Here is a 25,147-nt window from a genome sequence, read left to right on the forward strand (position 1 = left end):
CCCACTCGATAGGATCGTCATCAGTTGGCTGCCATCCGCAGAATCGCTTATAAGAAATCCCTAGCCTACGTGCAGTTTTTAATTGCGCTACGAGACTAGGGAAATATTCTAAATAAGCTGCGTTAATTCTTTTGGGAATGCGGTTGTTGGTTCGTTAAGATTTTGAATAGTTGTAACAATGTCTGTAATCTGCGAGTCAGCAAGCTTTGGCAATAACTCTTTCACATCATCATTACTCACACTGCGTTTACTCAGTTTGTATTGCGCTTTAACAATCATTGCCGGGAACGCTTCAAGCGCAGCCTGTTTAACGTTGATTGTTGGAGTATCTTCGTCCTCTTTGTTTTCTGTGTTTTTAATAACGTATTCACTCCACTTAGAGTGGTTTAAGCCCTGTAAAGTGATAGTAATAACGCTACGGTCTGCGAGTTCTTTTGTCTTATGTATTTCTTCCAGTACTTCGTCAGCTGAGCGTCCATCGCGAATAGCGTTCGTTTCGTCCTGCTGCATAAGTACAAGCTCTTGAGTAAGCATGAGCGTTTTTTGCAATGATACAAGGTCAGTTACGATATCAACAGTTAATTGTGGTTGAATGTATTTAATAGGCATAATAAAACTCCAATTAATAGGGGGGTGGGGTATGTTGTGGTGTTAGAAAGTAAAGGCGCGTGCGAGGAAAGGAACAAAAACTCGCACGCGCTTCCCCTATACTTCTTGCCAATCCACCACAAAAACCGGCAAGAAAGAATTATTACTACTGTGCTGAGTTCGACACTACAGTAGAAGATGCAGGCACAGCACTAGCAGAATCCACAACAACACTTTCCTCATCAGAAGAAGATGGGTCAGCGGCAAAGTTAATCAAACTCATTTGTCGATTATCCTTAAACGCAGTTTTCAAACCAATAGTTGCCGGGAACACGCTAACAACATCGCCTGCCACGAACTCTTCAGACGCTTTCTTACCACGCCTGCGCACAAAGAAACCACGAGCACCCTTAGTGAGCGTTTTAATAGCTTCGTTGTACTTCTCAGCATCCTTAGTGTTAGTGTTATCAATAACGTGCAGCTTGCCGTTCTCATACTTTTCCATGCCGTTAATCTTGCCAGCTACAGCATAAGCTTCACGCTCATCGTTAAAAGTTTCCTGCGAGTGATCAAGACTAAACGCATCATGAGAACCCAAGTAAATACTCAAATCAATATTGCCAGCTTTCTCCAATTCAGCCACAGTAGGCTTATGAATATCAGCAATACCATTAGAAGCTGGCACCCAAATAGTACGGTGTAAGCCAGCAGCAAGATGTGTTGGAACTTTAGCAATTTCAACTGTCATAATGTCTCCTAAATATTAAATGCGAACCGCCATTCGACGACTCGCACAACATAATTCATATTCTGACTGAGATTCTTCATATCTCCCGGGTATGAGCCAGAATCCCTGTAGACGCTCATACCCTCAATGTTTTGTAGTTTTGCAGCTTCAACCATGTCTATGAGTTTTTCAGCGAGCAAATCAACGCTCAACTGTGAAGCGTTTACAATGCGTGCTTCTATGAGCGCGTATCGCAATCGCGTTTCGCCAGCTTCACAGTGGAATCTGTTTTGCGGTTTGACGGTAAAAATTACCCACGGTGGGAGAGTGGTTTTTGACAACGGTGCTTGCCCGTCCTCGTAACGTTTCCACCCGTCGGGTAGTTTTATGATGCTTAAAACCTCTTTTCGAGCTTCAAGAAAAGTTGTCATATTTCAACACCAACCTTTCTCATTTCTTCAATCATCGTGTCAAACTCAGGCTGAGCATACTCATAGAATTTGTGAGTGCCACCACCACGCTCAGAGCCAAAAAAAGCGAAGTTAATAACACTACCCGGTCTGCCTTTTGACGGTGCTACAGTAGCTGTAACTTCATGAAACTTTTTCTCAATCTCATACGTGATAGGCGTTTCGCGAAAATACCAGTAGTCTGATTTTGCTAAATCAGCTTTAACAGCTTTCTTCACATTGAGTGCTGCGTGAGCAACAATTTTTTCAACCTGCTCATCTTTCACACGAAAAGCCGTATGCAAAGCACCTGCGAACCGTGAAAGCTCAGAAGATTCAAGACGAAACATTATTCTCCACCGCCTCTACAGTCTCAAGATTCGCGTTCAATACCCAGCGTTGCGCCGAAGTAAACGTTTTAGCACTAGTATTCAAAGCCAGCTTAAACACGCGATTCTCAAGAGCCTTATTGACACTATGTATGACTTCCACAATGTCACCCGGGGCAAGCCCGGACACACTCATAGGAAAGTGAATACCTTGCGTAGAAGAAAGCATAGGAGAACCATAATTCACCTTATCGCTCAACCTCACGCCGTTCGCACTATTAGCACTATTCGCACCATTAGAATCGTAAGCTTGCAACTTACACTTGCCCTCATACACTTTCATATACGATGGCTTCTGCAAAGCAGTCTGCTCATCTAACACATAACCCGTTACCCGTTTCACTAGCACAGTATCAACCATAAGACACTCAGCTGCCTGTTGAGCACGACGTACAACGCTAAGAGCACTCATATAATCCTCACCGCCAAACCGGGAGAACCAAACCGCGAGCGCAACATTTTGCATGTTGCTTCGGGCAGTTGCATTGCGTCTACTAGAGCGTTTTCACCTTGCGTGTAACCAATCTGATAGTCGTCAATGCGCTCATACGCTACGCCAGTGTGTGTTTGCAATCCGCCGTTCTCAGTTTGAGCTAAACCAGCCGCAACCATGGAACAACAAAGGCGTTTAATATCCTCTGGAATGTTCACGAAGCCGGCTGTAAACGTTACTTGTACACTAGTTGGCTCATTAGGAGACGCCCAATCGTTGGCGCGATATAAGGAATCTCCTATAAGTTTCCAATTAGTGTCAAGTGTGCCGTCTATGAGAACTGACTCAACGTGAGTGACTGGACGGAATGGTAATGGTAGGCGCTTGCGGTCAACGCCCGGTAAAACAACCGTGTGAGTTCCGCGCATAATAGGAGAGCCAGCAGCCGCTGTAATGCTGCTGCTGGCAACTTCTAACAGTGCTTCAGCTTCCGCTTCGCGCCCGTCGACCTGCACTTTGAAACGGCGGCAATCGTCAATCGTCGCCAAACTCATAATCAGGCAGTCCTAGAAACAGAGCCAGTAGTGGTGAGTTCGCATGTTGCAAGAGCTTCAGGACGAATCACCTTAGCGCCGTACACAAGCAAGCCTTTAATAAGATCACTAAAGCTTTCTTCTCTACGTGTCGATTCCATTTTGGAAATCTGTTGTGCGAAAGTAGTAGCAATAGTAGAACCTGCAAGCATAGTATGCTTCGTATCAGTATTGCCTGGCATACAATTAGTTTGATACACGGTGAAACCGTTCACGTTACCAACGAAACCATTGTGCAATGTTGCAGACTCAACAGCAGTGTTCTTAACAAAACGGTCGTCCAAAAGCAGCATTCCGTAAATATCTGGGTCAACCACAAGGAATCTACCAGTAGTTGGGATATTCTGCTTACTCAGTCTCACGCCAAGAGAAACAATGCTTTCATACACGTCTTCTGGCTTCGTGTAAGTCTTCTTCAAAGCCTTACCGGCGGCGGCAGTAACCATAAGTCCGCCAACATACTTATCAACCTCAGCAGCAAGATTGTATGCGGCGCGCTCCTGGAATTTGCCTCGCAAATCATCGCGAGCCTGAACTGTGTCCAAGTCGTCTACTTCAAAAGCAAACGCCTTAGACTGGTCAATCTTAAGTACACCAGCATCAATATCAGTAACAGGCTGAATTGTTAGCTTGCCATACTTTGTATAATCCTGAATCTGGATATCGCCAATACCTGTAATATGCACGGTATCGCCGTACGCTTTAATCTCGCCTTCATGCTCACGATTTGCCAGATTTGCAAACACGAGAGAATTCTCAAGAGTGACAAGAATATTAGCACTCCATATTTCTGGGATAAAATTGTTAAGACCCGTCATATTTTCTCCTTAAGTAATTATTATTTTTTGCCTTCTAGAATGTTGCGCAGCCTGCCTTCCGCATCAGCCTTTGCAATCTCGCTTGGTGTCATACCCTTAAGCTGCTCACGTGTAAGCTGCTGAACAGTCTGAGCACGCGTGCCGCTAGGAGGCGTGCTCACGACACCAGTGTTTGGTTGGCGTTTCGCCAAATATGGGCGCTCTTTAACAAGCGCGCCCAAAGCGTTACTAATTTCCTCAGAATTGGTTTCTCCATCATCGGAAACGGTGAATTTTGATAGATCAAGGAAAATTGTTGCATCTGCCGGATTCTCTAACACGCTAGCAGCGGCGGCGCGAATCTCACTCTTAAGAACACGCTGATTAGCGCTCGCAATAACCTGTTGCTGAATTTTTGCGAGTTCTTCAGCTTTCTGATACTCAGCTTCGCGACCTTGCAGCTTTGCTAATTGCTCTTCCATGCCCTTGTACCCGTCAAGCTTCTTCATTGCATCCTTGTACTTGTGCTCAAGGTCACGATTCACATGCTGCTGTGCCTTATACTTTTCAATAGCTTCCTCAGTAGTCAACTGACTAGCATCCTGTTGAATCTGCTCAGGCTCTTGTTTATCCTGTGCTTGCTCATTATTGTTTTCACCATCTTGCATGGTTTTTCTCCTTTCCTTGACCTTTCGTCACCTATAACCCATGCCGTTTGACATGGAATCGGAAATCTTCTCATACGCTTCACGCAAACCTTTTTCAGCCTGCGCAATACGCGCTAAATCTTCACTCTTAACAGCTTCTTGATAAATCTGCTCAGCACGTCTAACAGCTGGGTTTAACTCCCACAATCCGCTAATGTTTTTCCTGTGCTCATACCTAAAATCGCGAGGAAGAATGTAACCGTTATCCTTAAGTCTCTGTATGGCTTCTTTACGATTCCCAGATGCCCAACATTCATCAACAGTTAGCCTTCTAAATGGTTTGCGCGACTTGTCTTTAGCAGAGGGGAGAGTAAACCCCTTATCTTTAAGCTGTAATGCGAAATAAGAACGGCTAGACTTGGTAATGCGTGCGCTATCAAGCTTGCTGTTCACAATCTGTCCAATATCGGCACCAGCACGAATGCTTCTTGCACCAACTATTCCAAAAGTTTTATTCTGCTCAGACTCGCTCATTCTGTTAAACAGTTCAATCGGAGATGGAGCAATATCCATAACAGATCCAACATCGTCCAAGTTGACGGGCAAATGGTAGCAATGACAATTCATATGACGCTCAAAGCCAGTGTTATAACGGTATATTTTGCCGCTTAATACGATGCACCATTTGCACGCGTCCGCATTGCAACAACGAATAAAACCCATATGCCTGCGAGTGGCAATATCCGCTTGTTGCGCTTGTCTAATCACATCAGCAAGGTTTGTTGCAACACTAGAACTAAACGAACCTCCGACGCGTCCTAACGCTTCATCAACACCAACACCCTCTTTAATAAGTTCAAGAGTGCGAATTGCTGGACGGTCAACCCACTCGTCCAACGGCACGCCGCCGGCGCTAAACTTTGAAAAAGCATGCGAATCTACAAGCGCTTCAGGCGCCGAATATTGACCAATCTCAGCCATTACATCAACATTCGCATCCAAGCCAGCGTCAACAGCCTGCTCCTGCACGTCACTCAACACGTCCACTAAAGGCTGTTTAACGCGTGCCCAGGAACCTCGAATATCGTTCTTATCCACACGACTCCACGCGTGACGTGCAGCGCGAACAGCAACAGCCTCACGAGCCGTCACGCGCTTATGGAACGTGTCCACAGCTTGAAGATTACGCGTCATGCTTCAACTGCCCTGCAATCTTCTCAAGTGTCGGGTCACTCATCTCTTTCTCACGCATCATAAGAACGCGTTCAACATCACGAGGACTCAACCCAGCATATTCAGCAACATATTCAAACGGGAACCCAGCTTGACGCATTTTAATAAGTCCGTCCATCATTTGCGCTTCACTGCGATACTGAGGATTAGCAAACTTCACAGTACTATTACGCACAAGCAAAGCAGCATTTTTATCACCTTCAGTAAGCATTGCGAGCCAACATAACTGCTTCACGCCGCCACGCAAATAAGAAATACGATCAAGAATCTTATTGACTAAACCTGCTTCGGCAACCTCATAACCAGTCGCTGGCACTTCAGTAGACGTAAGCAAATAGTGAGACGGTGTACGCGTCTCAGCCGCAATATGTTCAACAGCCTTCTTGATAACCGGCAAAAACGCGTCTAAATTAGCTGGCTGCCATTCTGAAATTTTCACACCATCGCCAGTAATCTGATAGATCCTATCCATCATCTGCTTTTCAAGGTCAGCCGGACGACTACCAACGAGAGTGCCGTTAGTATCATAAACACCCTCTTGCAAACGTTCGCCGCCAAGAATCACACGAGCCGGCATAGAAGCATAATCAAGAGCATTAAGAAGATAAGCCCAAATAACATTCACAGTATCCTGCATAGCTTCAACTTGCTCAATATCAGAAATTGGAGAACGGTCAAGCATACACTGATTGCGAAACTCAACCATAGGAACAACACCAAGCGGATTCGGCTGAAAAGTAGATTCGTCTACCGCCCAACTCTCCACGCCAGTAGAACCAAACGCCATATCAGCATTTTTACGAACAAGCATATAACAGTCAGGAAAATACAGTACGCCAGTGTCAGAGCCTTCGCCACCAAGAGTTAAGCCTACAGTAGGCGCGCCTGTACGTGGGTCAAACTCCATAGCGCAAGAATCAGGATTCTCAAAAGTAATACGCGCATGACCGTCAGCCATTTGAGTAACCAACCCATATGAGCGGCGCGCAACCATCATCATAAGTGCCGCTTCACTAAGACCACGGTCAGCATCAGAATCCTGCCACACGCGATGCAAAGAATCAGGAGCAACACTACTATCAGGCGTAATAAACCCTTGAAAATGAATACGCTCAACCGGCGCTTGCGCCACGGTAGAGCACCAGTTATCAGAGAACGAGTTAAAACGATTCTCCATATACTTCTTAAACTCACGGCTAGTAAACGGCAGTTTACCGCGGCGTCCGCGAAAATACTCAACATGCTTTGTAATATCTGCTTGACGACCAATAACCTGCATCAACAACCTACGAAGAAGCACATTTACATCATCAATATTAAGTGTCATCTAAGTCTCCTCATATTAGACGGCGAATAAATAAGATTCGGCTTTTCTTCACCCCAACCATCCATGCGCGCGTCACACGCTGCTTCATGTGCAAGAATCGTTGCAACAGCAGCATCAATCTTTCTATCCTGCTGAGGTTTACCAAGACCGTATCTTTCAGCTGTCTTAGGGATACGCCGCGCGTTCACAATATGAGCGTTAGTAATAGGACAACCATCATGCGTAATACGGTGTGTGCTTAAATCTTCCTCAAACCGCCGCAACGCCTTATAAACAGCCGTGATACGATTACTACCGTTCATAACCCACGGAACAAAAACACGCTCACCATACGCGCGCGCCCAAGCATCAATTTGAGATTCCCAACTCATCTCATCCTTAAACCCCGGGTCACAATAAATACGCACAAACTTATACTTGTGAGCAAGCTCATCCATAGCAGCAATAACTTCACCACGAGGAATACGCCCACCCCACTCTTTAGGATTCCAAATCGTAGGACGCTGATCATACCCATAGCGAGGTGTGAAAATAAAACCACTCAACGTTTCGAGCTTAAAACACGTAAAATCATCATTTTCAGAACCATCAAAACCACCACACACGCTAGTGCCTGCTGGGGGGTTCTCAAGCCATAACTCATGTTTTTTACTCAATCTTGATACCCCCCATAAGCTTCAGCCCACTGTGCTTCCTCAATCCAAGCTCCAGCACCTTGAACAAGACGATTGCCAAAAAAGCGTTCCGCTTGCGATGGGTCAGTCTTAAGCAAGCTAGCTGCTTCAGCTTCAATACTGTCCAAATCAACCCAAGGCGAACCCTTATATACGTATTCAAGGATTTTGCGGCGTTCACTACGCTTCAAAAAAGACATCAAAGAACCATCTTCACGTCTCAACTCAGGAGCCAAATCCGGATTACGATAAAACACAAAAACGTCAGGGTCACCACTCTCGACAATCTGCTGAGCGTAGCTATTCTCAGTAGGGTCATAAGCGTTCGTCCACGCGTGAGTGCGCCCACCCATACCAGCCGCGCCGCGCCGCTGAGTCTGAGCAACCTGCACCATGCCATTAGAAGACGTATATAAGCCAGCTTCATCCTGTTCAGCGTCAGTAATAGGATTACCCAAACGACTACGAGCAGAAGAAGTAACAATATCAATACGGTCAAGGTCAGCCGCATCACTCACATCACTATCACCATTAAGCACACGAATAAAACCCTCACGCACACGCAAACGTTCCTTCAAAGAGCCAAGCAAAACCATAGCTTTCAAAGGACGATACATGTTAAGTACCTGGTCTTCACTGTTAGCAGTCAACTGAATAAGAGGTGATGGTTGAGGTCTACCCATAGGTTCGCCCGGCAAGTACGCATACTCAAAACCACAAGAACAACCCCAATCAGAGCAACGGTAAACATCTCCCTTTTTCGCCCAACCGTTAAAAACAGTAGGGCCAACAGCTTCAGCAGCAACAAATGCCGCTGCGCATGGACCTTTACCAGTCTTCTGAGGAGCAACACACAATGTTTGGCGATACGTAAACGCTTGATTCAAAACCATAGGATTATCAGTCGTGACCTCTTCAGGCGGCACGAATTTAGCATCCTCGCGAATACGCCAACGGTTCGCTGCCAACCAAAACTGCCAGTCAGCAAGCACAAATGGCTTACCGCGATTAAAGCCATCAGGTTGTTTGCAATGCGCTTGAATCCACGCATCAATAACATCAGCAAGAGTAGGAAAATCAACATGCCAATTATCAGAACTAAGCATCATCACCACCACGCATACGACGAGGTAACACGCGAACACCATCAATCACACTCAAATCGCGAGCAGAATCAACAACGGAATCACGGCGAATACTCCAACCAAAACCAGCCATAGCAGCTTCACTAAGACCAATGCGATCAGCAAAACGCGGCAACAAGCCACGGTCAGCAGCACTCGCGCCAGCCTGCTCACAAATCACAAGCTGACGCGCATATAAAGCAATCTCAAAAAACATGTAAGAATACTCAGGCATACTCCAAGCTTCAGCTTGTGGCAAACTCCACAAATGTCTCCAAACAGTCTTCTCGCGACTAGCAAAACGCTTTTCTCCATTAGTATCCCTAACTCCTTCAGAATCAACAACACGAAACTGCGGCAAGGGGAATTTAGGGATTTCGCCAGCAAAACCATCAGCGGAAAGTACTAGAGCTTTAACTCCTTTTCGCAAACTATTGCGCGAATGTGGGTCAGGCGCGGGACCACTGCGAACTCTAGCTCCACCACGTCCAGAACTCATAAAACCTCCAAAAATGCTAACGTTTCCAACGATTTTTGCCGGATGGCGACACTCCCGGGATTTTTAGAGAAAAGGTAGGGGTAATTATTAAAGTAACACTCTCTTAAATGCTGAAAACGTTGAAAATAAGCCATTCTTGCCAAATCTTTTGAACCCGGCGCAACAAAAAGAGAGTTAGGCAGCGCTTTTGGAAATCGATACCCAATACCCCTATCCCCTACCGATTTTTGGGGTATTTGGGGGGTGTTTTTTGCAAACGTTTGCAATGTCTTATGGGGTGTTTATTGGTATCTCTGTAGCACGGCTCCTGCTGGTCTTGTGCGCGCGGTTTTGATGTCGTGACATCTTTTGCACAATGCACGCATGTAGCGCAAAGAATTAGGATTTTTGCCTTCTGCGATAAGCTCGAAACGCTCTAAAGGATAGTGATCAGCGATTGTGGCTTCTTGTGTGCATAATCCTTTGTGTGCTTTGCATCCTTCGCATTGACAGTAAGGATGAAGTGCGAGGAGCTTGGCTCTTGCTTTGCGATGTCCTGCACTAGTGTAGGGCTTTGCGTTGGTGGTGTGTCTTAGCTTCTTTAGGCATTTGGGGCATGCTCGGGTGGTGGGGGGGATGAGGGTGGGGCAGCCTGGGGTAGGGCATGGCTTGAGCATGGGCGTGCCTCTTTCTATATATAGGGTGTGTGAGTGAGTGGGGTTGGGGTGATAAAGCTTTTTCTTTGTGGCTTGTGTGCGCTTTGCTTTGCTTTGCTTTGTGTGTGTGGGTGTGGTGCTAGGGGGGGGGGCTAGGGGGCTAGTGGAGTTGTAATAGGTGGGTAGTGCGCGGCGTTGCTCTGCTTTTTCTTTTTTAGGGGTGTCGATGGGTATAAGAAAAGGGGACGGTATAAACGCCGTCCCCTTTGTTAGCTCTTTATATATATGCTTGTCGCTTTGCTTCCATGCTATCATGTGACGGGTTTAAGCCCGACACGCCGAGGTTGACAAAGGCGCGACATGTGGTAATATAGAAAATGTCAAGGAAAACAAGAGCGGAAGCTCAAAAACAAAGGAAATTAAGATGCAGGATACTTTCGATATTTTCGACGAAACTGTTACGACCGCTCAGCCTGACGTTAAGACTGTAAAGCCTTCTAAGGAAGAGGCGCGCGCGAAGGCTCAAGAGAAAGCGGATTCTATTACTAGCCAAGTTGCCGCCGTGCTTCATGAGGCTTTCCAGTCTGTTGATGGCGTTATTGGTCTTGTTGGTAGCGTGGCGCGTTTTAAGGCTATAAACACGGACAAGCACTATAGTATGCGTAACATGTTGATGCTTATTGCGCAAATGCCGAAGGTTGGTCGCGTGCGTGGTTTTTCTGAGTGGAAGAAAGCGGACGTGATGGTCAAGAAAGGCAGTAAGGGCTTGGCGCTTGTTTCTCCTAAGACTTACAAGTGCGCTTATACGAAGAGCGGCAAGCCTGTAGGTGCGGTTGCGCGTCTTTCTGATGCTGAGAAGGCGCGCGTGGCTAGTGGTGAGCTTGTGGTTAAGGATGCAATGTGCGGTGCTGGTTTGGCTTATGTTTTTGATTCTTCGCAGGTTGATGGCGCGCCGCAAGTGCCTGAAGTGTCTATTTCTTGGGGTGTTGATGGCGTGACTTTAGAGCGTCTAGCGACTGAGTGTGTGGCTGGCGTTTGTAATATTTTTGCTAGAAATACTAGCGCTGCGCTGAGTGATTATGCGGCTGCTATTGAGGTTTTGCTTGATAAGTCGAAGGCTTGCGCATTGTGTGCTGTGGCTTGATATAAAAGCGCCGTGGCGCGTCATTGTCAAGAGGACGAAAAAGGAAAACTCGCCCTTGCACCACGGCTTTACTAGCCTATCACGCGACACGCCGAGGTTGACAAAGGCGCGACATGTGGTAATATAGAAAATGTCAAGGAAAACAAGAGCGGAAGCTCAAAAACAAAGGAAAACAAAATGAAAAAAGAAATTTTACAAAGACTTACAAACGAAGTTAAAAACTGCCGCCGCTACGCGTTAAACGCAATCAAAAAAGCTGAAGAAGGAAAAATTGGTTCGGCTATTAGTATGTTCGATATTGCGCAAACAGCAAAAACGTGCGCTCTGAAAGCCCATGAGGAACTCTGGAAGGCTAGCGAAGGAAAGCTAAACAGTGAAGAATTTGAACTTTTTGCAGATGCTGAAACTTTGGATGAGGATATCCAAAAAGCCTACCAAGCTATTAAACAAGCGAGAAACTAAAAAAGGAGCATAAAATGCAAGAGATTACCTACACTATCAACGCCCGAGACGTTACCATGATGTTTCTGCATCGTCAGAAGTTAAGGATTGTCCTTTATGAGGATGGGCGCGTTGACATTAAAGATGAACACGATGGCAACAATGGCAAAGCCCTTACTGAGATAGACATCACTCGCGACGACTGGAAGGAAGAGAGCGAAAAAGGAGGCTCTTTAGAGTCTTTAATTGAAAGCAATCTGAAGGTGTTTGGCTTTGAAGTGAATCGTGATGAGGAAAAGCGAATCGTCTACGCGAAGAAAACCGTGTACTCTTACGTTATTTACACTCATAAAGTAGCTAAGCTTTTCAAGAAAGACGCTGGCGTGAAAATCACTTTTTACAAGAACGGCAAATACGCTTTAGAGAGCTGTGCCAACGAGTCTGACAGTGAAGGTGATTCCCTTGATATTGTTGGCACTTGTTTCTACTCTTGGCGTTATTTCAAAGCGCGGGGGTTGCGCGAGGATTTACTCCACGAGGCATTAAAACGCGACTGGAGCATCGGGCATACCATGCGTAATGCTGATGGCTCGCAAAAATGCGTAGTTTGCGTACGCTGGGATTCGCGCACCCCTAAGCCGGTTTTTATTTAAGAGAGGGGCAAAAATGCCGGATTATGATTTTCGCGCAAGCCTAGCCGAAGAATTACAAAAACTTTTAAAATAGCAGAAATAGCGTAAGTGCTGCACGTGTAGGCGTGCGGCACTTTAGCGTATCAAAAGAAAGGACAAGAATGCAGATTAGTACGACATATAGGGAAGGGTTGAAAAGGATTTAGAGACGCGCGACATTATAGAGCGATTGGGGGGCTTGCGGCTTGTACTTTTTTGGATACCCCCTACAGGTAGGGAGCGCGCCGATAGTATCATAGATGGTGTCTATTCCCTCGCAGCGCGGCGCGGTGTTGGCATGGGAGCAGAAAAAAGCGAGCTAGTAGCGCAAGTAGTTTGACCGCGCTAGAGTATCAGGAGACGATGAATTATGAGTGAATATGATTTTAGAGCTAAAAAAGGCGCGCCAATGTATCTGATGGCGCGCGACGTGGCTGTGCTGTTGGATTTGAAAAAAAGCGCGGTATTACGGTATTTGACGACGGCGCGGCGACACTATAAGGACGGTTGTGTGAAGCCTTTTGATTTGCCGCTGCCTGACGCGCTGGCTGGGTTTAAGCTTCGCGCGCCATTGTGGCGTTATGATACTATCCGCGATTGGGCGGCGCGCCGCCCCTACGCGCCCGTGTGCTTGCCCGTGTCTGAGGTTGAGGGCTTAGCATTGCTGCGTGAGCTTAGTGAGGACGCGAAGGATTAGGGGGCTTTCCGATGGCTCTTTTCGCTTTTATTGATAATGAGAATCTTCTCAATAATCATGTTTTTTGCAAACGTTTTCAGTTATTGATAATGATTCTCATTAACAATAAGGCGGATTTGGGGTTTTGAAGGGCTTCATAATTTATTAAAAAAATATATGGCATAATCTCACGAATTTTTGTGCAAAAATTTTGGGTTTGGTTTGGTTTTGCTTTTGCCGCGTAATGCTTTGACTGGTTATTATGGCTGCGTTCTGTGTTGTGCTGTACTTTTGATAAACGAGCGAGTTTAGGGTAAGCGTACTGTTTTTACTATTGTGTCTTGTCTTGTATGGCTTTGGTTTGTTTGTGTGAAAAGTTGTTGCATTTTTAACAGTTAGAGTATTTGTTAAGTGTTTTCTAGTATTGCTTGTTGTTGGGATCATAAGCTACGTTCGCATGTTAAGGCTGGGGACGGTGGGGGGAGAGTGTGGGGTGTAGTGAACCCCTAATGTTTCCAACGGTTGGGTGCGTTGGTGGTATTGGCGCGTTGGTGTGGCATTTAGAAGCTAGTGGCGCATACGTTAAAGGCTTACTGGCTGATTGGCGCACTGTTTTAGAGTGTGATGTGGGCGAATTATGTAATTTTTTGAATGTTTAAAATTCAGTAGTTTGTTTAGGATTGTTTTGATTAAAGTTTTCTAATGTTTTGATAATGGGTTGTTGTTTAAACGTTTTTGTGCTGTTTGTAGTGTGTTAGCACTGTGAATTGTTCGATGGCTTGTATATATGACCGGGGTTTTTCTTGACTTTTTTTGGACTTATTCCAAGACCCCCCCTATTGTTTTTGAGTGCTTTTTTAGCTTTTGTTACCATGTCCGTCACAATACTACTACAACCGCAATGTGCGCACGTGTAGGTTCTATCCCATGTGTGCGCCGCGGCTGGCATGTTACATTTCGGGCATACCCCTATAGGGTGTTTAATTTCGTCCGGGGTCGTGAGCGTATCATAATCACGCTCAATGGCTTGCCATTCTTTCAAGTCGTAGACTGCCGCCGGCAACTGCGGAATTTTTTTCACGTTTTGCACCATCAACCGTAACACCGGGTTAAGCGGCAACTGCGCGTAACGCGCATCAATCTGACCAAGCACAACACAACACTGTGCATGGATACGGTCAATGAGATTCAACGCGCGAGTGTTCAACGGCATTGGTGGAATACCACGCGACGGAGTATGACCAAGGTGCGTGAGCCTAACCTGCTTATAAGCGATTTGACGCACGATAGTAGTCTGCGCTGGCAACGCGCGGATTATTTTCGCGTAAGTGTGACGGCATTCACGGCATAGTCTGCGTTCACTACTATCGTGCATTCGTTTCCTTTACTATTTTTTCTTATCTTCGATTGGATTATTGTTTTCATCGAGTCGTAGAATACGTTGCCCGAGTTCGCTGTGTGGCTTGCAATGGAGCAAGTCGTAGATCCAAGCAACGAATCCAAATATCATCACTGCGATGAATAGTATTATGCTGATTACCATTATTGTGCCCATCATGAGCTGTTCCTTTCTTTCTGTTTATTGATGCTCTTCTTATTGTACTCTTCGATGCTTTTATTTACTGTATCTTGCCATTGTTTTAGCGCGTGCGATGTCCAACACCATGGATTATCGAGTGCTTTCTCGTAGCTATTGCCGTAGATTAAGCATAGTGGAATGCTTATGTATTCGCTTGTTGCTTCGTTGTGTAGAATTGTGGGAATATTTTGGTCGATTTGAATGGCTTCCCTGAGCATTTTCAGCCTATCGTCATCCAACATTTTTTGCGTCCCTTATCATTTCTTCTAACGCGGCAATAATCTCATCTGTGGCGTCGCAGCGCATTATAATGCCTTCCCACACTTTGTGGGCATTGCTAAAATCTTGTTTACTGAGAATTATAAGTTTTCTTTTTATTGTTCGGCGAAGTATGTGGCTTTTTGTGATTGGCTTGGGAGTTATGCCGTTGTCTCGTGCGTCTTTTGCGCACACTAACGCTTTTTCTAGGTCTTCCACGCCGCCTTTTTTCTGCCAGCGGAAAACGTACTGTATTACTTGCGCCCAGTCGACTGAGTAGTAGCGGCTTATATCGAAGCATTCGAAGCGTGTTTCGCCGTCATCGTATTTGTAGTAGTCTGGTGTGCTCATGATACCCCCCTATTTTGTGTGGTTTGGTTCTTCTAACGGCATGCTTGGGTTACTGTACTCGTAATCTTCAGTTAAGTATTTGCGGATTAGCGCATCATACGCGTCCAAGTATTGGATTGCACTGTCTGGCACGTGCGGCGATATTTCACCGTAGGCTTGACTCAAGCGTTCTCGCACGTGCTCAATCGTCTTATCTTTCTGACTGATGTTTACTACCATTATTGTCGTTGTCTTTCTGTGACTGTTCGTCTAGTACTTTGATTATTTGTTTTTCGCGTCCGCTTAGCTCCCATTTTGTTGGGGGCTCTGAGTCTGTGCAGCCTTCTACTAGCGGACTTTGTAAGCATTGCTTAAGCCTTTCAACGGCTTTGCTGCTAATGAGATACCCCCCCCATAAATGCTTTTCTTGGCTGCGCGCTGCGAGTCTAGTGCTCTCACAAAGAGCGCTTCACTGCGCTTTAATACGAACGGCTGCACGTGCTTCACATACTTATTGAGTAGCGCGGAGGATATTACATGCTCGGGGTACACGTATTTTGCAACGGTGTTAAACTTAACGCCCGACTTTTTCTGAGTCTCTACGATTTTGCGTCTTAAGTCTGGCGCGGTCTCAACGAGATTATCGCCTAAATTAGTCACAAGGCTAGTGTTCACGACTGCGCCATTATGGTACCGGATAGGCATGTTGACTTGTATGTAGTTTACAACATTATCCGTTGAGCTGAAAAGCGTGAGCGTTGGCGCGAAAAGCACAAAATCAACATGATGCGTGATATAAAAATCTTTAATCTTCCTCAGAATACTAAACGGCGGATTATCAATAACCACACAACCTTCCGGATACTCTTCCGCCTCATAGTCACCACCGGGCTTAAAAGGTCGCAAAATAGTACGCCCCTGCAAACCGTATCTTTCAACCGCCCAATTCTTAATAATCTCATAGATTTGCGGCGGCGTGTAACAGTCGTCTGTGGTTAGTTTAGGCTTGAATTTTTCAACAAATCCATCATAGTCCGTTAATTTAGCTTGTACTGCGTTCATCATTTCTCCAGTATGTTTATTGTTTTCCAACTACTATCCAGCATGGTTCGCCATGCGCTTGTTGTGCGTATGCTTTCCATGATGCGCTCGCCGTTGCCGCGCAACCGCCATGTGACTACTTGTGCGCGCGCGTTTGTCACGCCTTGCAGGTAGTCGTGGACGATTTCACCGTTGGTGCGTATGGCGATTACGCTCGCGCCGTCTAGGTCGCTCGGGTGCGTGTATCCTAGCGCGCGCAATGCTCGCGTTAGGTCTAGCGGTGGTTGCTGAATATTGTTCTTTTCCATTCTTCTGCGGTTGTCGTGTTTTTAATTATTGCTTTTATCTGCTGCTCTGTTAATCTTGTTTGTTTGCATATGTAGCTGAGTGGCATTCCGTCCGCATACCATTTGCGTATTAGATCAGTCATCTTTTTTACTACCATTTGCTCGCCTTCGCTCGCTGTGTGCTGCCTGTTAATTTGTTCATGTACTGTTTTAAGTCATTGCTTGAGTACAAGTCGTTACTTGTGCTTAAACGCTGACACAAGTAGGTTTGCATTGGTATTGTAGGTATTGCGTGAGGTTGCCCGTACCTTGCCCATATTGGGATTGCGGTTGTGTTGTGCCCTCCGGTGATTACTTGTGTTAGGTGTTGTTTTTTCATTTCTTGTTTTCCTTGTTTTCGTGTGCTTCTTCGCACCAGTAGTTTGCTTCGTAAATGATGCTTACTAGCATGTGTAGTGGCATTGTCACGTACTGTTGCCCGACGGTTTGCGCTGTGCTTATGCCTACGCCGCGTTTCTTGTGTATTACCGCATAGTAGGGTGCGTTATCGTTGGTGGCTTCGGTTTCAGCTTCGCGCATGTATTCGGCTAGTCGCATGCGGTTTTCGTTTTTGCATTCGAGTACCATGCGGCTGCCGCAGAATGTTACGCCGCTGATGTCGCCACGGTCGCACGTACCGTTTAAAGCGCGACGTTCGATAGTGTCATCGCAGAGATTGTTTTGCAAGTATTCTACGATTGCGCTTTCAAACGCCGTGCCTTTCTGTTTCTGCCTGCTCATTCTTCGCAGTCCTCATGATTAGCGATAGCGAAAAAAATTGCGCACTGTTTTTCTAAAGCATCTTTCACGTTTTCTGGCAGCCCGGCAAAGTTAGGCGAATTGGTTTCGTTGTCGGTGGAGGTTTCGTTTGTTGCGATTGCTTTTATCTGCTTATACTCTTCTTTTGAAACGTACGCCGTGTAGTCAATTTTGTATGCGACGTTGTATGGTGAGCGAATTTTTGTTAGGTTGAGTCGTGGATTGTCTTTTGGCTCTATGCTGGTTTTTAGTATGTCCAGTACTTTGTCAGCGTTAATGGCATCGATATAGTATTCGTTTACTTTCATTTCTTGTTCTCCTTTTTGTTTGGTATAAAACGCATTTCTACGACGTATTCGCTCATGCATGGTGTTATGCGCGCTTCGTAAACTCCTCCGCGTGGCTTGCGGAATGCTGCGACTCCGCCGCGTCTTACTCTTGATGCGAGTGTGCGCGCACTACCTAAAGGCATTACAGCGATTTGAACCCATTCGGTTGGTGTTTGACGGCTTTTTTTAGCTAATTCTGCGTATTTGCCGCACGCGCGTTTTACTCTCGTACTCTTACGATCATGTGTCAAAGTTGGTTGCGTTACGGATATTTTGCCGGTGAAGAGGATTTTGAATCGTTGACCTAGTGTGAGTTTCATTTTTTGCATCCTAGAATTCCGGGTCGGGTTCTGGGTTCCCCCATGGGTCTTTGCTTGGTGCGGCTTGCGTCCACGCGTTGGCTTGTGGTGCGGCTGATGCTTGTGCCGTTTGGGGGGTTGAGCCTGTAAAGCCTGTGCTTGTGCTTGTTTTTGTGACTTGGCATGTGGCGTATCGTAGGCTTGCTCCGATTTCGTCGACGGTCATTTCCACTACCGTGTGCTTCGTACCTGTTTGCTCATCGTAAGTGCGCTGACTGAGCCTACCGGTTGCGACTACTCGCATGCCTTTGGCTAGGCTTGTGGCAATGTGTTCTGCCAAGTCTCGCCATGCTTGGCATCGCATGAACAATGCGGCACCGTCTACCCACTGATTCTGATTTTTATCGAATGTGCGTGGGGTGGATGCGATTGAGAATGTGGCGACGGATGCGCCGGTTGATTGGATCATGCGCAACTCAGGGTCTGAAGTTAGGTTGCCTACGATTGTTATTGTGGTTTCTCCAGCCATTACTGTTCCTTTTCTTTTTGTTGTTGTTCGGCTAGTTCTTGAGTGCGTTTCGTGCTTTGCTCACGTACCCACGCACTAGCTTTTTTAATTACAGTCTCACGGTTTGCGATTAGGAATTCTGCTTCCTGTTTTGTCGGTGGAATGTGAGCTGCGTGTTTCAAATAGTTTATTGCTTTGAGCTTGTCGCTGATTCCTGCTTCTGCAAGCATTGCGAAAATCTGTTCTCTCTGCTCTTGTGTCGATATTTGCGGTCTTCTGTGGCTTATTGTTTCTGCTTGCTGTTGCGCGGACGTTTCAACAACTGTTGGCGCGGACACATCCTCAGCTCTGCTCATTTCGTCGTCCGTGTAAATGCCACTCATATCTGATGGGAACGCTTTACGCAACGCTAACGCTTCAGCGCATTTCGCTATCATTAAGGCTGGCTTTGATGACCACATGCCGCTGAGTTTGCCGTTGTATATTGGCGCGTATTCTTTGAAGATTGCTACGGCACTGAATACTCCGCCGCCGCGCTTGACGCTTACTTTTGCGGCTGATGGTGGTTCGGGGGATAACCACACGTCATGCCATACGCCGGTTTTATCAGCCCACAGTGTGTCACTCATGCTGAAAACTTCGTGGCATTGTTGCGCTACTCTGTGCGCGATTGCACGCAAACCGTCAATGCCGACTTGAATCGTCTGCTTGGTCTCGTAACCGTTAGCTGTTTTCTGTTTGCGCCCTATCATGTAGATTTGGCGGCTGAACGGGTCTAAACCGGTGCGCTTGGACTGCGTGAGGAAAATAGCAAGGTCAGCCTGCGTAACATCGTTTGATACGCCAAGCGTCTTGAGCGCGGCAACCTGCTGCTGCGTCCAGTCGGTTTGGTCTTGAGTAATAGTAAGTTCACTACTCATTTTTGCCTGCTTCGAGTTGTAGTGTGACTGGGTTTATGATGCCCTTGAGTTCGAGTGGTGAGTTAGCATAGTCACGGTCTAATTTCACTGTCGTGACTGAGCCTCTACCATTCTTGTATTCGACACCTTTAGGGATCTCTCCATCGTGAGCGCGAATTAGTTCGTCGAGAAAGTCTGGCGTACAAGCTTCGGGGCATGGCATTATTGTTGTGTACCATGCGTCGCGCCCGTCATCTAAAGTCCATTGAATTTGTTTGAGGATTGCGGCGTAGGCTTTCGGGTCTTTCACAATGTAGTAACCTTCACTGCCTTTGCTTATGCTGATTGTTCCTACGGTTTTGTTGTTGAATCGTAGTTCGTCACTGTCGCCTGAGTTTCTTTGCCGCTTGTACTCATCTTTGGCTTTGTCTAGTGTTTCTTTGATTCGTTTTTCCCACTTGGTTAGTGTGGCGATTAACGCGTATAAGTCGTGGTCGCTGAGGTTGCTTAATTGTTCTTCCAAGTCTGTGATTTCTTTAGTCATTGTTTGCTCCAGTTAGTTTGCGGATTATTCCGTTGACGCGTTGTTTTGCTTCGTACCACTTGTTGCACGCGTCATCTATCGCATCTATAAGCCAAGCGTGCTCATCATCGAATTGTTTATCGAGTTCGTGCCACTTGTCGAGTGCGTCTTCGTGTTTGCGTTTGGCTTTGTCGAGTTCAGCTTGGGCATGTGTGAGTGGCTGACATTTTGCTCGTGCGGAATCGTATTCTTTCTGTAATTGCGCGTGTTTTCCGTCTGTTTTTTTAAGCTGTGCTAACGCTTCATCTAGCTCTGTGCTAATCATCGTTCCCTCCTTTAGTCGATTAGTAGGTCGAGTAGTTTGTTGTAGGCTTTCTGGTATTTCTGCGTGTAGTATTCGATTACGCCGCTTTCGCCTATCTGGTTTTGGTGCTGCTGTTTTAATGCTTTACGCATTTTCTTCGCCGCTTTGAGAACGCGTTTCTTATTTTTCATTCGGATTAACACTCGCTTCCAGCGTTAAGGCTATTTGATAGGTTTTGCAAGTTTCTTTTATCTCTTGCAATGTTTCAGCGCGCGCGTCTGTTTCGTCCGGTTTTAGGTTGATAAATTTAACGAATTTTTTAACGCGTTCCATTTTCATGTAGTCGGCAAACATTCTGATTTTTTTGCTTAATGTTGCGTAAGCGAATTCTGAGTTGCATTGTAGAGGGTGGGGAATGGTTGCTTCTAGTTCTTTGAATGCGTTTGTCATCTCGCCTAGTGTTTTGCCAGGCGTGTCACATGTTTCTACGAATGCTTTTAATGCTTCGTCCGTTGTCATGATGTTGCTCACTTTCACCACCATGCCTAACTATTGACATAAGCAACAACAGCACTAAGAATCACGCTAATTAGCTCAAGAATAGCCGTGAATACCATGTATATTCCGCATGGGAGTAACCAGCCGTCTAAAGCGTGAGTGAACGCGGTGCTAATGCATACTATGGCGCAGAAAATAGTAGGAATAAGCGCGAAAATTATGTGTGCGAGAATTTTCTCGTATGTTGGTTTGTTGCTCATTTTTTATACCTCAGATTGTTTGTGGGATTGGAATGTTATGCGCTTCAAGCAAGCGTTTCATAGTAAGCAGTGCCGACTGCAGTTCGACGCAGTGCGCGCCAACAACTTCGATAGTGCGCGCGCAGTTGTCGAGCAACCGGTCGGTTTCTTCAATGTCGTATCCTGTGCCGAAGAAGCGCGTGCTTATTTGCGCGTCTCGGACTTCTTGTGGTGTTATGAGCATTAGTTTTCCTTTCATAATGGGGGCATGATGCAGCTTGACGAGTTTAAGTACATGGAGCGTCCCCCATTCATCATGCCCTTTGTGCGCGTGCGAAGAGTCGAACTTCGCACCTCTAGCGGCTTGAGTAACCAGAAACGGTACAAAAAACTGGTTGCTGTCTTTTCTAGAGTGCCGTTTACGCGCTTAAAATTGTTATTTGATTGGTTTGCCGAGTTGTTTACTCCACCAGTCTTCTATGCTTTTTGCGTCTATTAGGTAGCGTGTGCCGCGCCCGTTTGTATCGCTTGTGGCTTTGATTTTTCCGCGCTGAATTAGTTCACGCGTTTTCAACTCGGTCATGTTGTAGGCTTTGGCGAATTCGCTGATGGTGTACGCTTTTTTAACTACTGTTCGCTGTTTGATTTGTTGCTCGAGTTTGTCGAATCGTTGTTCAAGTTTGTCGAATCGTTGGATGATGTCTTTGATTGTGTACTGTTTTTCACACATTGAATGTCTTTCTGGATCATGTACTCGTTCCATACGCTTAGGGTTGCTGTTACGCCTATGAGGATGAGGAAGAAGCCGATTGGTAGGTTGATGCTGTCTATTTGATTGTGTGCGGTTTCGTATACGAGTGTGATGCCGCTTAAGGCGATTAGGATGCTGATGATGATGCTTATTGTTGCTGTGGTTTTGCTCATTGTTGTTTTCTTTCTGTGATTGTGGTTATTGCGCGCACTAGGTTGATGCTTGCTATGGTTGCGAGTGTGATGCTGAGGATTGTTAAGCCGTTGATACTACCGCCTGCGTTGAGCGCGTATAGGATGATGCTTGCAGCGTATGCGATTATGTTTGCTAGTAGTTTGGTGTATGGGTGTTTCATTTTTGGTTTTCCTTTTCTGCTTGTAGTAGGTTTTGTCTTACTTCATACGCGTTGTTGATCGCGTATTCTCTTTCGTCTAGTGCTTGCTGTTTTTTGTGTTCGGCTTGTTGTAGTTTTTTCTTGTTTGTGAAGTTTGGGTAGTTTTCGTATTGTTTTTTGGTTTGCGCGTATTTTGTTATTGCTGTTAGCCAGTGGTTGTCGGCTTTTTCGTATTCTTTTTGTGCGAGTTGGTCGATTTGTTTTGCGCGTGCGAGGGTTTGTTTCGGTGTCATGGTTAGTCTATGTTTTTAAGGATTAGGTAGAGTACGTATGCGAAGATTCCTGAGATGCCTAGCCCGGCAATAACCGCGGTTGTTGCGTCGATTAGGTGGTTAATGTTTTGTGGCGTCATTTTCTGCTTCTTTTGCGATTAGGCGTTTTAGGTAGTTTCGCGCGATGTCGAGTTTGTCTCTTGCGCCTATGAGGTTGTTTTTCGCCATTTTGTAGTCCCAGTTGCTTTCTAGGGTTCCGAAGATTTTGTAGGCTTTGCGCTGTTCGATGCTTATTTGTTCTTCGAGTTTGTATTCTTTTGTTTTTAGTTCTTCGAGCTGTTTGTTGAGTTGTTCTATCTTTTGTTCTGCTTTGGCGTCGTCTAGGTTTTGTTTTGTTAGTTGGTCTTTTATGTCCATGAAGCCTTGTTCGGCTTCGTTGTATTCGCGTTCGGCTGTTATCCAGTCTTGTGTGGCTTTTTCAATTTCTGGTGTCATTGTTGGCTTCTTCTTTGGCTTGTTCTAGTTCTTCGTTTATTTTGTTGAAGGTTTCTAATTTTTCGCGGTAGTCTGCGTCGGCGTTTTGTTTAGCAAAAAGCGCTACATGTTTTTCAAAATTAGCGGCGGCGCGCTTTTCTCTTAGTTCTTTGATTTTGTTGTTCATTGTTGTTCCTCGTTTGGTTCGTTTTCCAGTTCGTTTATGTTTTTGACGTTTGTTATGTAGATGATGTTTTTAGCGTGTTGGTTGATTATTGTTGTGGTTGTTTCTTTCGCGCTCATTGTTATTCCTTTGCTGGTGTTTTGAGAAAGCTTATTGGGGAACGGTTCGTAAGATTTGCGAGCGCAATGAGTTCGTTCATTCTGAATGAGCTTTCTGTTGGTGTTTGGAGTCTGCGGCTCAATGTGGTAGCAGCAATGCCTGTTTGCCTTGATGCTTCAGCAATGGTGTAGCCGGCTCTCTCTAATGCTTTTTGCACATTAAGTGCAATGTATGTGTTTGTTTCTTCGTTTGTCATACTTTCATAATACCCCCAAATGGGGGTGTGTCAAGTTACGACACACCCAAATGGGGGTGTTAAAACGAAGAGCAACAATTTTATATACTTGATTTAATTGTTGATATTCCGCCGTTTGTGGTGTTTTGCTAAAAAATATCCCCCCAAATGGGGGTGTTAAACACGTACATTGATGTAACATATAAAGCATGAACAGAATAAATATAATGATTGCGAAAGTAATTACAGATGAGCGCTTAAAAAAGGGCATGACCCTTAAAGAGCTTTCTAAAAAAGCAGGCATACCCCCTACAACGCTTGATAGAGTAGTCCACGGTAGGCGTGATATAAACGTTTCTCAGCTATACCAAATCGCGACTGCGTTAGGAACAACAATCAACGATATTGCCGACAAAGCCGAGCTTTACCTAACAGAAGACGCGTTGGAGAATATTGATGAGAAAAATTAAAAAGCGCGAAAACGCGTATATGAAAGTATATGTAATAGTTATGTATATATGTAAGGTGTTACATCAATGTAACCCCAAAGGTGTTACATCAAAGTTACATCTTGATGTAACATCAATGTACGGATTTCGTACATCAATGTACGGATTTCACGCGCTCTTTTACTAAGTATATGTAACATCAATGTACGGGAAAAATAAAACCCTATCGCAAAATCAAACCACCTTTGCGATAGGGCAAAAGAAACTCTCAACAAGTTTCCTCATGTAGTCTACCACACGCCATGGGGAAGCGGAAAGCGTAGCAATAATGGGAATAAGAAACGCTCAAATCGTCAGAACTTTGACGCGGCAAGGCATCTTTAATTCAAAAAGAGGATCAGTAACCTCTTTTAACTCTATCGAAAACACGGTCTTAATGGAATTAGCATTATCGTCCGCTGATTATCCTCTTGATGCTAAGGCTAAAAAGAAAAAGCTGATGCCTAGAATTTACATGTACGGATGGCGTGAACTCTCAAAATCTTTAGGCATGACTATTGCTGATTCTCTTGAGAATGTAAGCGTTATAAGCAATGAGCCACGCGACTTGAGAAAAGAGGAAACCGCGCGCATTCGCATTGGTAGAGTTATGAAAAAACTACAAGCTAAAGGTCTTGTGAAGTGTTTAAAAACCAGTAGGTACAGCAAGCGTAGTAGTGCCGTGTGGCTTTTAACCATAGGGGACGAGGACGAGAACCGGGAGTGTGAAAAATACGTGCGGTATGCGCTCAACCTAGACAACAAGCCACCGGACGCTCAACCGCAACCCAACAACGGTATGCCTAAACATACGGCGCGCACGGTTACTCCAACCGCACCAACGGCACCAACCGGGAACAGCACGCCAAACGAAACACTACTAGCACTCTTCAAAACACAAACAAAAACAATGCAGCAAGCCATTGAACACGATAAAATAGAAGAAGAAACCACACCGCTACAAGAAGAAACCGAGGACGAAATGTACGGTAAGCCAATCAACCCAGAAATTGAACAATTCAAACGCAAACACGAAGGACTCACACCACGCCAATACTTCGTAAAATACGGGCACAACGCTCCAGACACTCGCAAAGAAACACAACAACAAAACCACGAAACATGCTATAATAGAAACTGATAAATCTTTTTTATCTATCTCTTTCTCTCTGCATAATTGAATAGGTTCTCAAACCAAGCAAAGCGCGCTAGTAGTTTTTATCCCATTTTCTACCAGCGCGCTTTACTTATAAAAATAGGGCACGGTTTTTAACGCCGTACCCTAGAGTCTCCACTTACACATGGCAAGCGAGTTAACAAACATCGCCGCAACGATGTAGGAAACTCCTTCTACACACGGTAGACGAGCTA

40 protein-coding genes are annotated in these 25,147 nt (G+C 45.5%); 7 read left to right on the top strand and 33 right to left on the bottom strand.

What is annotated here, in order from left to right; translation table 11 throughout:
* Positions 1-108 precede the first annotated feature (108 nt).
* The 13 genes from HXT48_RS02235 to HXT48_RS02295 form a co-directional block, all read right to left on the bottom strand.
* Positions 109-609, bottom strand: coding sequence for a hypothetical protein (locus tag HXT48_RS02235; protein ID WP_119522524.1), 501 nt, complete (start codon positions 607-609; stop codon positions 109-111).
* A 145-nt stretch (positions 610-754) separates the two neighbouring features.
* Positions 755-1,336: a hypothetical protein gene (locus HXT48_RS02240; protein ID WP_421788795.1), complete on the bottom strand. Its 582-nt coding sequence runs from the start codon at positions 1,334-1,336 to the stop codon at positions 755-757.
* Between the two features lie 8 nt (positions 1,337-1,344).
* The gene (locus HXT48_RS02245) at positions 1,345-1,746 is read right to left on the bottom strand and encodes a hypothetical protein (RefSeq protein ID WP_119522521.1); all 402 of its coding nucleotides are present in this window, start codon (positions 1,744-1,746) and stop codon (positions 1,345-1,347) included.
* On the bottom strand, positions 1,743-2,114 hold the full coding sequence (locus HXT48_RS02250; protein ID WP_421788794.1) for a hypothetical protein: 372 nt from the start codon (positions 2,112-2,114) through the stop codon (positions 1,743-1,745). The genes HXT48_RS02245 and HXT48_RS02250 overlap by 4 nt, the downstream gene beginning before the upstream one ends.
* A complete protein-coding gene (locus tag HXT48_RS02255) occupies positions 2,101-2,565 on the bottom strand; it encodes a DUF6093 family protein (RefSeq protein WP_012914328.1) in 465 nt (154 codons plus the stop codon). The genes HXT48_RS02250 and HXT48_RS02255 overlap by 14 nt, the downstream gene beginning before the upstream one ends.
* A complete protein-coding gene (locus HXT48_RS02260) occupies positions 2,562-3,140 on the bottom strand; it encodes a hypothetical protein (protein WP_012914327.1) in 579 nt (192 codons plus the stop codon). The genes HXT48_RS02255 and HXT48_RS02260 overlap by 4 nt, the downstream gene beginning before the upstream one ends.
* 2 nt (positions 3,141-3,142) lie before the next feature.
* Positions 3,143-3,997 carry a P22 phage major capsid protein family protein gene (locus tag HXT48_RS02265; RefSeq protein WP_421793141.1) on the bottom strand — a complete coding sequence of 285 codons (855 nt, stop codon included), beginning with the start codon at positions 3,995-3,997 and terminating at the stop codon, positions 3,143-3,145.
* 20 nt (positions 3,998-4,017) lie between these two features.
* On the bottom strand, positions 4,018-4,644 hold the full coding sequence (locus tag HXT48_RS02270; protein ID WP_421793142.1) for a hypothetical protein: 627 nt from the start codon (positions 4,642-4,644) through the stop codon (positions 4,018-4,020).
* 27 nt (positions 4,645-4,671) lie between these two features.
* Positions 4,672-5,817 (bottom strand): hypothetical protein, encoded by a 1,146-nt coding sequence (locus tag HXT48_RS02275; protein WP_421793143.1) that lies wholly within the window; start codon positions 5,815-5,817, stop codon positions 4,672-4,674.
* Complete coding sequence (locus HXT48_RS02280; RefSeq protein ID WP_421793144.1) at positions 5,807-7,183, bottom strand: phage portal protein; 1,377 nt, start codon at positions 7,181-7,183, stop codon at positions 5,807-5,809. The genes HXT48_RS02275 and HXT48_RS02280 overlap by 11 nt, the downstream gene beginning before the upstream one ends.
* Positions 7,180-7,839 carry a terminase gene (locus tag HXT48_RS02285; protein ID WP_041160517.1) on the bottom strand — a complete coding sequence of 220 codons (660 nt, stop codon included), beginning with the start codon at positions 7,837-7,839 and terminating at the stop codon, positions 7,180-7,182. The genes HXT48_RS02280 and HXT48_RS02285 overlap by 4 nt, the downstream gene beginning before the upstream one ends.
* Positions 7,836-8,966 carry a terminase gene (locus tag HXT48_RS02290; RefSeq protein ID WP_244261705.1) on the bottom strand — a complete coding sequence of 377 codons (1,131 nt, stop codon included), beginning with the start codon at positions 8,964-8,966 and terminating at the stop codon, positions 7,836-7,838. The genes HXT48_RS02285 and HXT48_RS02290 overlap by 4 nt, the downstream gene beginning before the upstream one ends.
* Positions 8,956-9,480 carry a hypothetical protein gene (locus HXT48_RS02295; protein ID WP_012914320.1) on the bottom strand — a complete coding sequence of 175 codons (525 nt, stop codon included), beginning with the start codon at positions 9,478-9,480 and terminating at the stop codon, positions 8,956-8,958. The genes HXT48_RS02290 and HXT48_RS02295 overlap by 11 nt, the downstream gene beginning before the upstream one ends.
* 1,059 nt (positions 9,481-10,539) lie before the next feature.
* On the opposite strand from HXT48_RS02295, the gene HXT48_RS02300 reads away from it, so the two are divergent.
* The 5 genes from HXT48_RS02300 to HXT48_RS02320 all read left to right on the top strand — a co-directional run bounded on the left by HXT48_RS02300 (position 10,540) and on the right by HXT48_RS02320 (position 13,706).
* Entirely contained in the window at positions 10,540-11,259 is a 720-nt protein-coding gene (locus tag HXT48_RS02300; protein ID WP_421793145.1) for an ArdC-like ssDNA-binding domain-containing protein, read from the top strand.
* A gap of 177 nt (positions 11,260-11,436) precedes the next feature.
* Positions 11,437-11,721, top strand: coding sequence for a transcriptional regulator (locus HXT48_RS02305; RefSeq protein WP_421793146.1), 285 nt, complete (start codon positions 11,437-11,439; stop codon positions 11,719-11,721).
* Positions 11,722-11,735: 14 nt separating this feature from the next.
* Positions 11,736-12,353 carry a hypothetical protein gene (locus HXT48_RS02310; protein WP_421793147.1) on the top strand — a complete coding sequence of 206 codons (618 nt, stop codon included), beginning with the start codon at positions 11,736-11,738 and terminating at the stop codon, positions 12,351-12,353.
* 388 nt (positions 12,354-12,741) lie between these two features.
* Positions 12,742-13,068 carry a hypothetical protein gene (locus tag HXT48_RS02315; RefSeq protein ID WP_421793148.1) on the top strand — a complete coding sequence of 109 codons (327 nt, stop codon included), beginning with the start codon at positions 12,742-12,744 and terminating at the stop codon, positions 13,066-13,068.
* Between the two features lie 488 nt (positions 13,069-13,556).
* Entirely contained in the window at positions 13,557-13,706 is a 150-nt protein-coding gene (locus HXT48_RS02320) for a hypothetical protein (protein WP_012914315.1), read from the top strand.
* Positions 13,707-13,801: 95 nt separating this feature from the next.
* Here the strand turns inward: HXT48_RS02320 and HXT48_RS02325 are convergent, their stop codons facing one another.
* The 20 genes from HXT48_RS02325 to HXT48_RS02420 form a co-directional block, all read right to left on the bottom strand.
* Positions 13,802-14,422, bottom strand: a complete 621-nt coding sequence (locus HXT48_RS02325; protein ID WP_288231160.1) for a hypothetical protein — start codon at positions 14,420-14,422, stop codon at positions 13,802-13,804.
* 179 nt (positions 14,423-14,601) lie between these two features.
* Positions 14,602-14,868: a hypothetical protein gene (locus tag HXT48_RS02330; RefSeq protein ID WP_119522664.1), complete on the bottom strand. Its 267-nt coding sequence runs from the start codon at positions 14,866-14,868 to the stop codon at positions 14,602-14,604.
* Positions 14,858-15,235: a DUF3310 domain-containing protein gene (locus HXT48_RS02335; protein WP_012914311.1), complete on the bottom strand. Its 378-nt coding sequence runs from the start codon at positions 15,233-15,235 to the stop codon at positions 14,858-14,860. The genes HXT48_RS02330 and HXT48_RS02335 overlap by 11 nt, the downstream gene beginning before the upstream one ends.
* A 9-nt stretch (positions 15,236-15,244) precedes the next feature.
* On the bottom strand, positions 15,245-15,454 hold the full coding sequence (locus HXT48_RS02340; RefSeq protein WP_155104752.1) for a hypothetical protein: 210 nt from the start codon (positions 15,452-15,454) through the stop codon (positions 15,245-15,247).
* A 108-nt stretch (positions 15,455-15,562) separates the two neighbouring features.
* Positions 15,563-16,279 (bottom strand): hypothetical protein, encoded by a 717-nt coding sequence (locus HXT48_RS02345; protein ID WP_421793149.1) that lies wholly within the window; start codon positions 16,277-16,279, stop codon positions 15,563-15,565.
* A gap of 638 nt (positions 16,280-16,917) precedes the next feature.
* A complete protein-coding gene (locus HXT48_RS02350) occupies positions 16,918-17,322 on the bottom strand; it encodes a hypothetical protein (RefSeq protein ID WP_012914309.1) in 405 nt (134 codons plus the stop codon).
* On the bottom strand, positions 17,319-17,648 hold the full coding sequence (locus tag HXT48_RS02355; protein WP_012914308.1) for a hypothetical protein: 330 nt from the start codon (positions 17,646-17,648) through the stop codon (positions 17,319-17,321). Before HXT48_RS02355 ends, HXT48_RS02350 begins: the two co-directional genes overlap by 4 nt.
* Positions 17,645-17,989: a hypothetical protein gene (locus tag HXT48_RS02360; protein ID WP_147396499.1), complete on the bottom strand. Its 345-nt coding sequence runs from the start codon at positions 17,987-17,989 to the stop codon at positions 17,645-17,647. Before HXT48_RS02360 ends, HXT48_RS02355 begins: the two co-directional genes overlap by 4 nt.
* A gap of 10 nt (positions 17,990-17,999) precedes the next feature.
* Positions 18,000-18,497, bottom strand: a complete 498-nt coding sequence (locus tag HXT48_RS02365) for a single-stranded DNA-binding protein (protein WP_421793150.1) — start codon at positions 18,495-18,497, stop codon at positions 18,000-18,002.
* Positions 18,497-19,396 (bottom strand): phage recombination protein Bet, encoded by a 900-nt coding sequence (bet, locus tag HXT48_RS02370; RefSeq protein WP_119522674.1) that lies wholly within the window; start codon positions 19,394-19,396, stop codon positions 18,497-18,499. The genes HXT48_RS02365 and bet overlap by 1 nt, the downstream gene beginning before the upstream one ends.
* Positions 19,389-19,919 (bottom strand): hypothetical protein, encoded by a 531-nt coding sequence (locus HXT48_RS02375; RefSeq protein ID WP_119522676.1) that lies wholly within the window; start codon positions 19,917-19,919, stop codon positions 19,389-19,391. Before HXT48_RS02375 ends, bet begins: the two co-directional genes overlap by 8 nt.
* On the bottom strand, positions 19,912-20,223 hold the full coding sequence (locus HXT48_RS02380) for a hypothetical protein (protein ID WP_421793151.1): 312 nt from the start codon (positions 20,221-20,223) through the stop codon (positions 19,912-19,914). Before HXT48_RS02380 ends, HXT48_RS02375 begins: the two co-directional genes overlap by 8 nt.
* Positions 20,224-20,234: 11 nt before the next feature.
* A complete protein-coding gene (locus HXT48_RS02385) occupies positions 20,235-20,393 on the bottom strand; it encodes a hypothetical protein (protein WP_288231165.1) in 159 nt (52 codons plus the stop codon).
* Positions 20,383-20,733, bottom strand: a complete 351-nt coding sequence (locus HXT48_RS02390) for a hypothetical protein (protein ID WP_421793152.1) — start codon at positions 20,731-20,733, stop codon at positions 20,383-20,385. Before HXT48_RS02390 ends, HXT48_RS02385 begins: the two co-directional genes overlap by 11 nt.
* A 237-nt stretch (positions 20,734-20,970) precedes the next feature.
* On the bottom strand, positions 20,971-21,183 hold the full coding sequence (locus HXT48_RS02395) for a DivIVA domain-containing protein (protein ID WP_119522682.1): 213 nt from the start codon (positions 21,181-21,183) through the stop codon (positions 20,971-20,973).
* A 192-nt stretch (positions 21,184-21,375) separates the two neighbouring features.
* Positions 21,376-21,669 carry a helix-turn-helix domain-containing protein gene (locus HXT48_RS02400; RefSeq protein WP_288231166.1) on the bottom strand — a complete coding sequence of 98 codons (294 nt, stop codon included), beginning with the start codon at positions 21,667-21,669 and terminating at the stop codon, positions 21,376-21,378.
* Between the two features lie 372 nt (positions 21,670-22,041).
* Complete coding sequence (locus tag HXT48_RS02405; protein WP_288231167.1) at positions 22,042-22,317, bottom strand: hypothetical protein; 276 nt, start codon at positions 22,315-22,317, stop codon at positions 22,042-22,044.
* A gap of 99 nt (positions 22,318-22,416) precedes the next feature.
* Positions 22,417-22,791: a hypothetical protein gene (locus tag HXT48_RS02410; protein ID WP_421793153.1), complete on the bottom strand. Its 375-nt coding sequence runs from the start codon at positions 22,789-22,791 to the stop codon at positions 22,417-22,419.
* Positions 22,775-22,957: a hypothetical protein gene (locus HXT48_RS02415; RefSeq protein ID WP_119522692.1), complete on the bottom strand. Its 183-nt coding sequence runs from the start codon at positions 22,955-22,957 to the stop codon at positions 22,775-22,777. Before HXT48_RS02415 ends, HXT48_RS02410 begins: the two co-directional genes overlap by 17 nt.
* Positions 22,958-23,075: 118 nt before the next feature.
* Positions 23,076-23,309 carry a helix-turn-helix domain-containing protein gene (locus HXT48_RS02420; RefSeq protein WP_012914298.1) on the bottom strand — a complete coding sequence of 78 codons (234 nt, stop codon included), beginning with the start codon at positions 23,307-23,309 and terminating at the stop codon, positions 23,076-23,078.
* 206 nt (positions 23,310-23,515) lie between these two features.
* On the opposite strand from HXT48_RS02420, the gene HXT48_RS02425 reads away from it, so the two are divergent.
* Together HXT48_RS02425 and HXT48_RS02430 are read left to right on the top strand one after the other, a co-directional pair.
* Positions 23,516-23,758, top strand: coding sequence for a helix-turn-helix domain-containing protein (locus HXT48_RS02425; protein WP_421793154.1), 243 nt, complete (start codon positions 23,516-23,518; stop codon positions 23,756-23,758).
* 307 nt (positions 23,759-24,065) lie between these two features.
* Positions 24,066-24,917, top strand: a complete 852-nt coding sequence (locus tag HXT48_RS02430; protein ID WP_421788785.1) for a hypothetical protein — start codon at positions 24,066-24,068, stop codon at positions 24,915-24,917.
* Positions 24,918-25,147 lie beyond the last annotated feature (230 nt).

This window comes from Gardnerella sp. KA00127, assembly GCF_049244125.1.
GTDB lineage: Bacteria > Actinomycetota > Actinomycetes > Actinomycetales > Bifidobacteriaceae > Bifidobacterium > Bifidobacterium swidsinskii.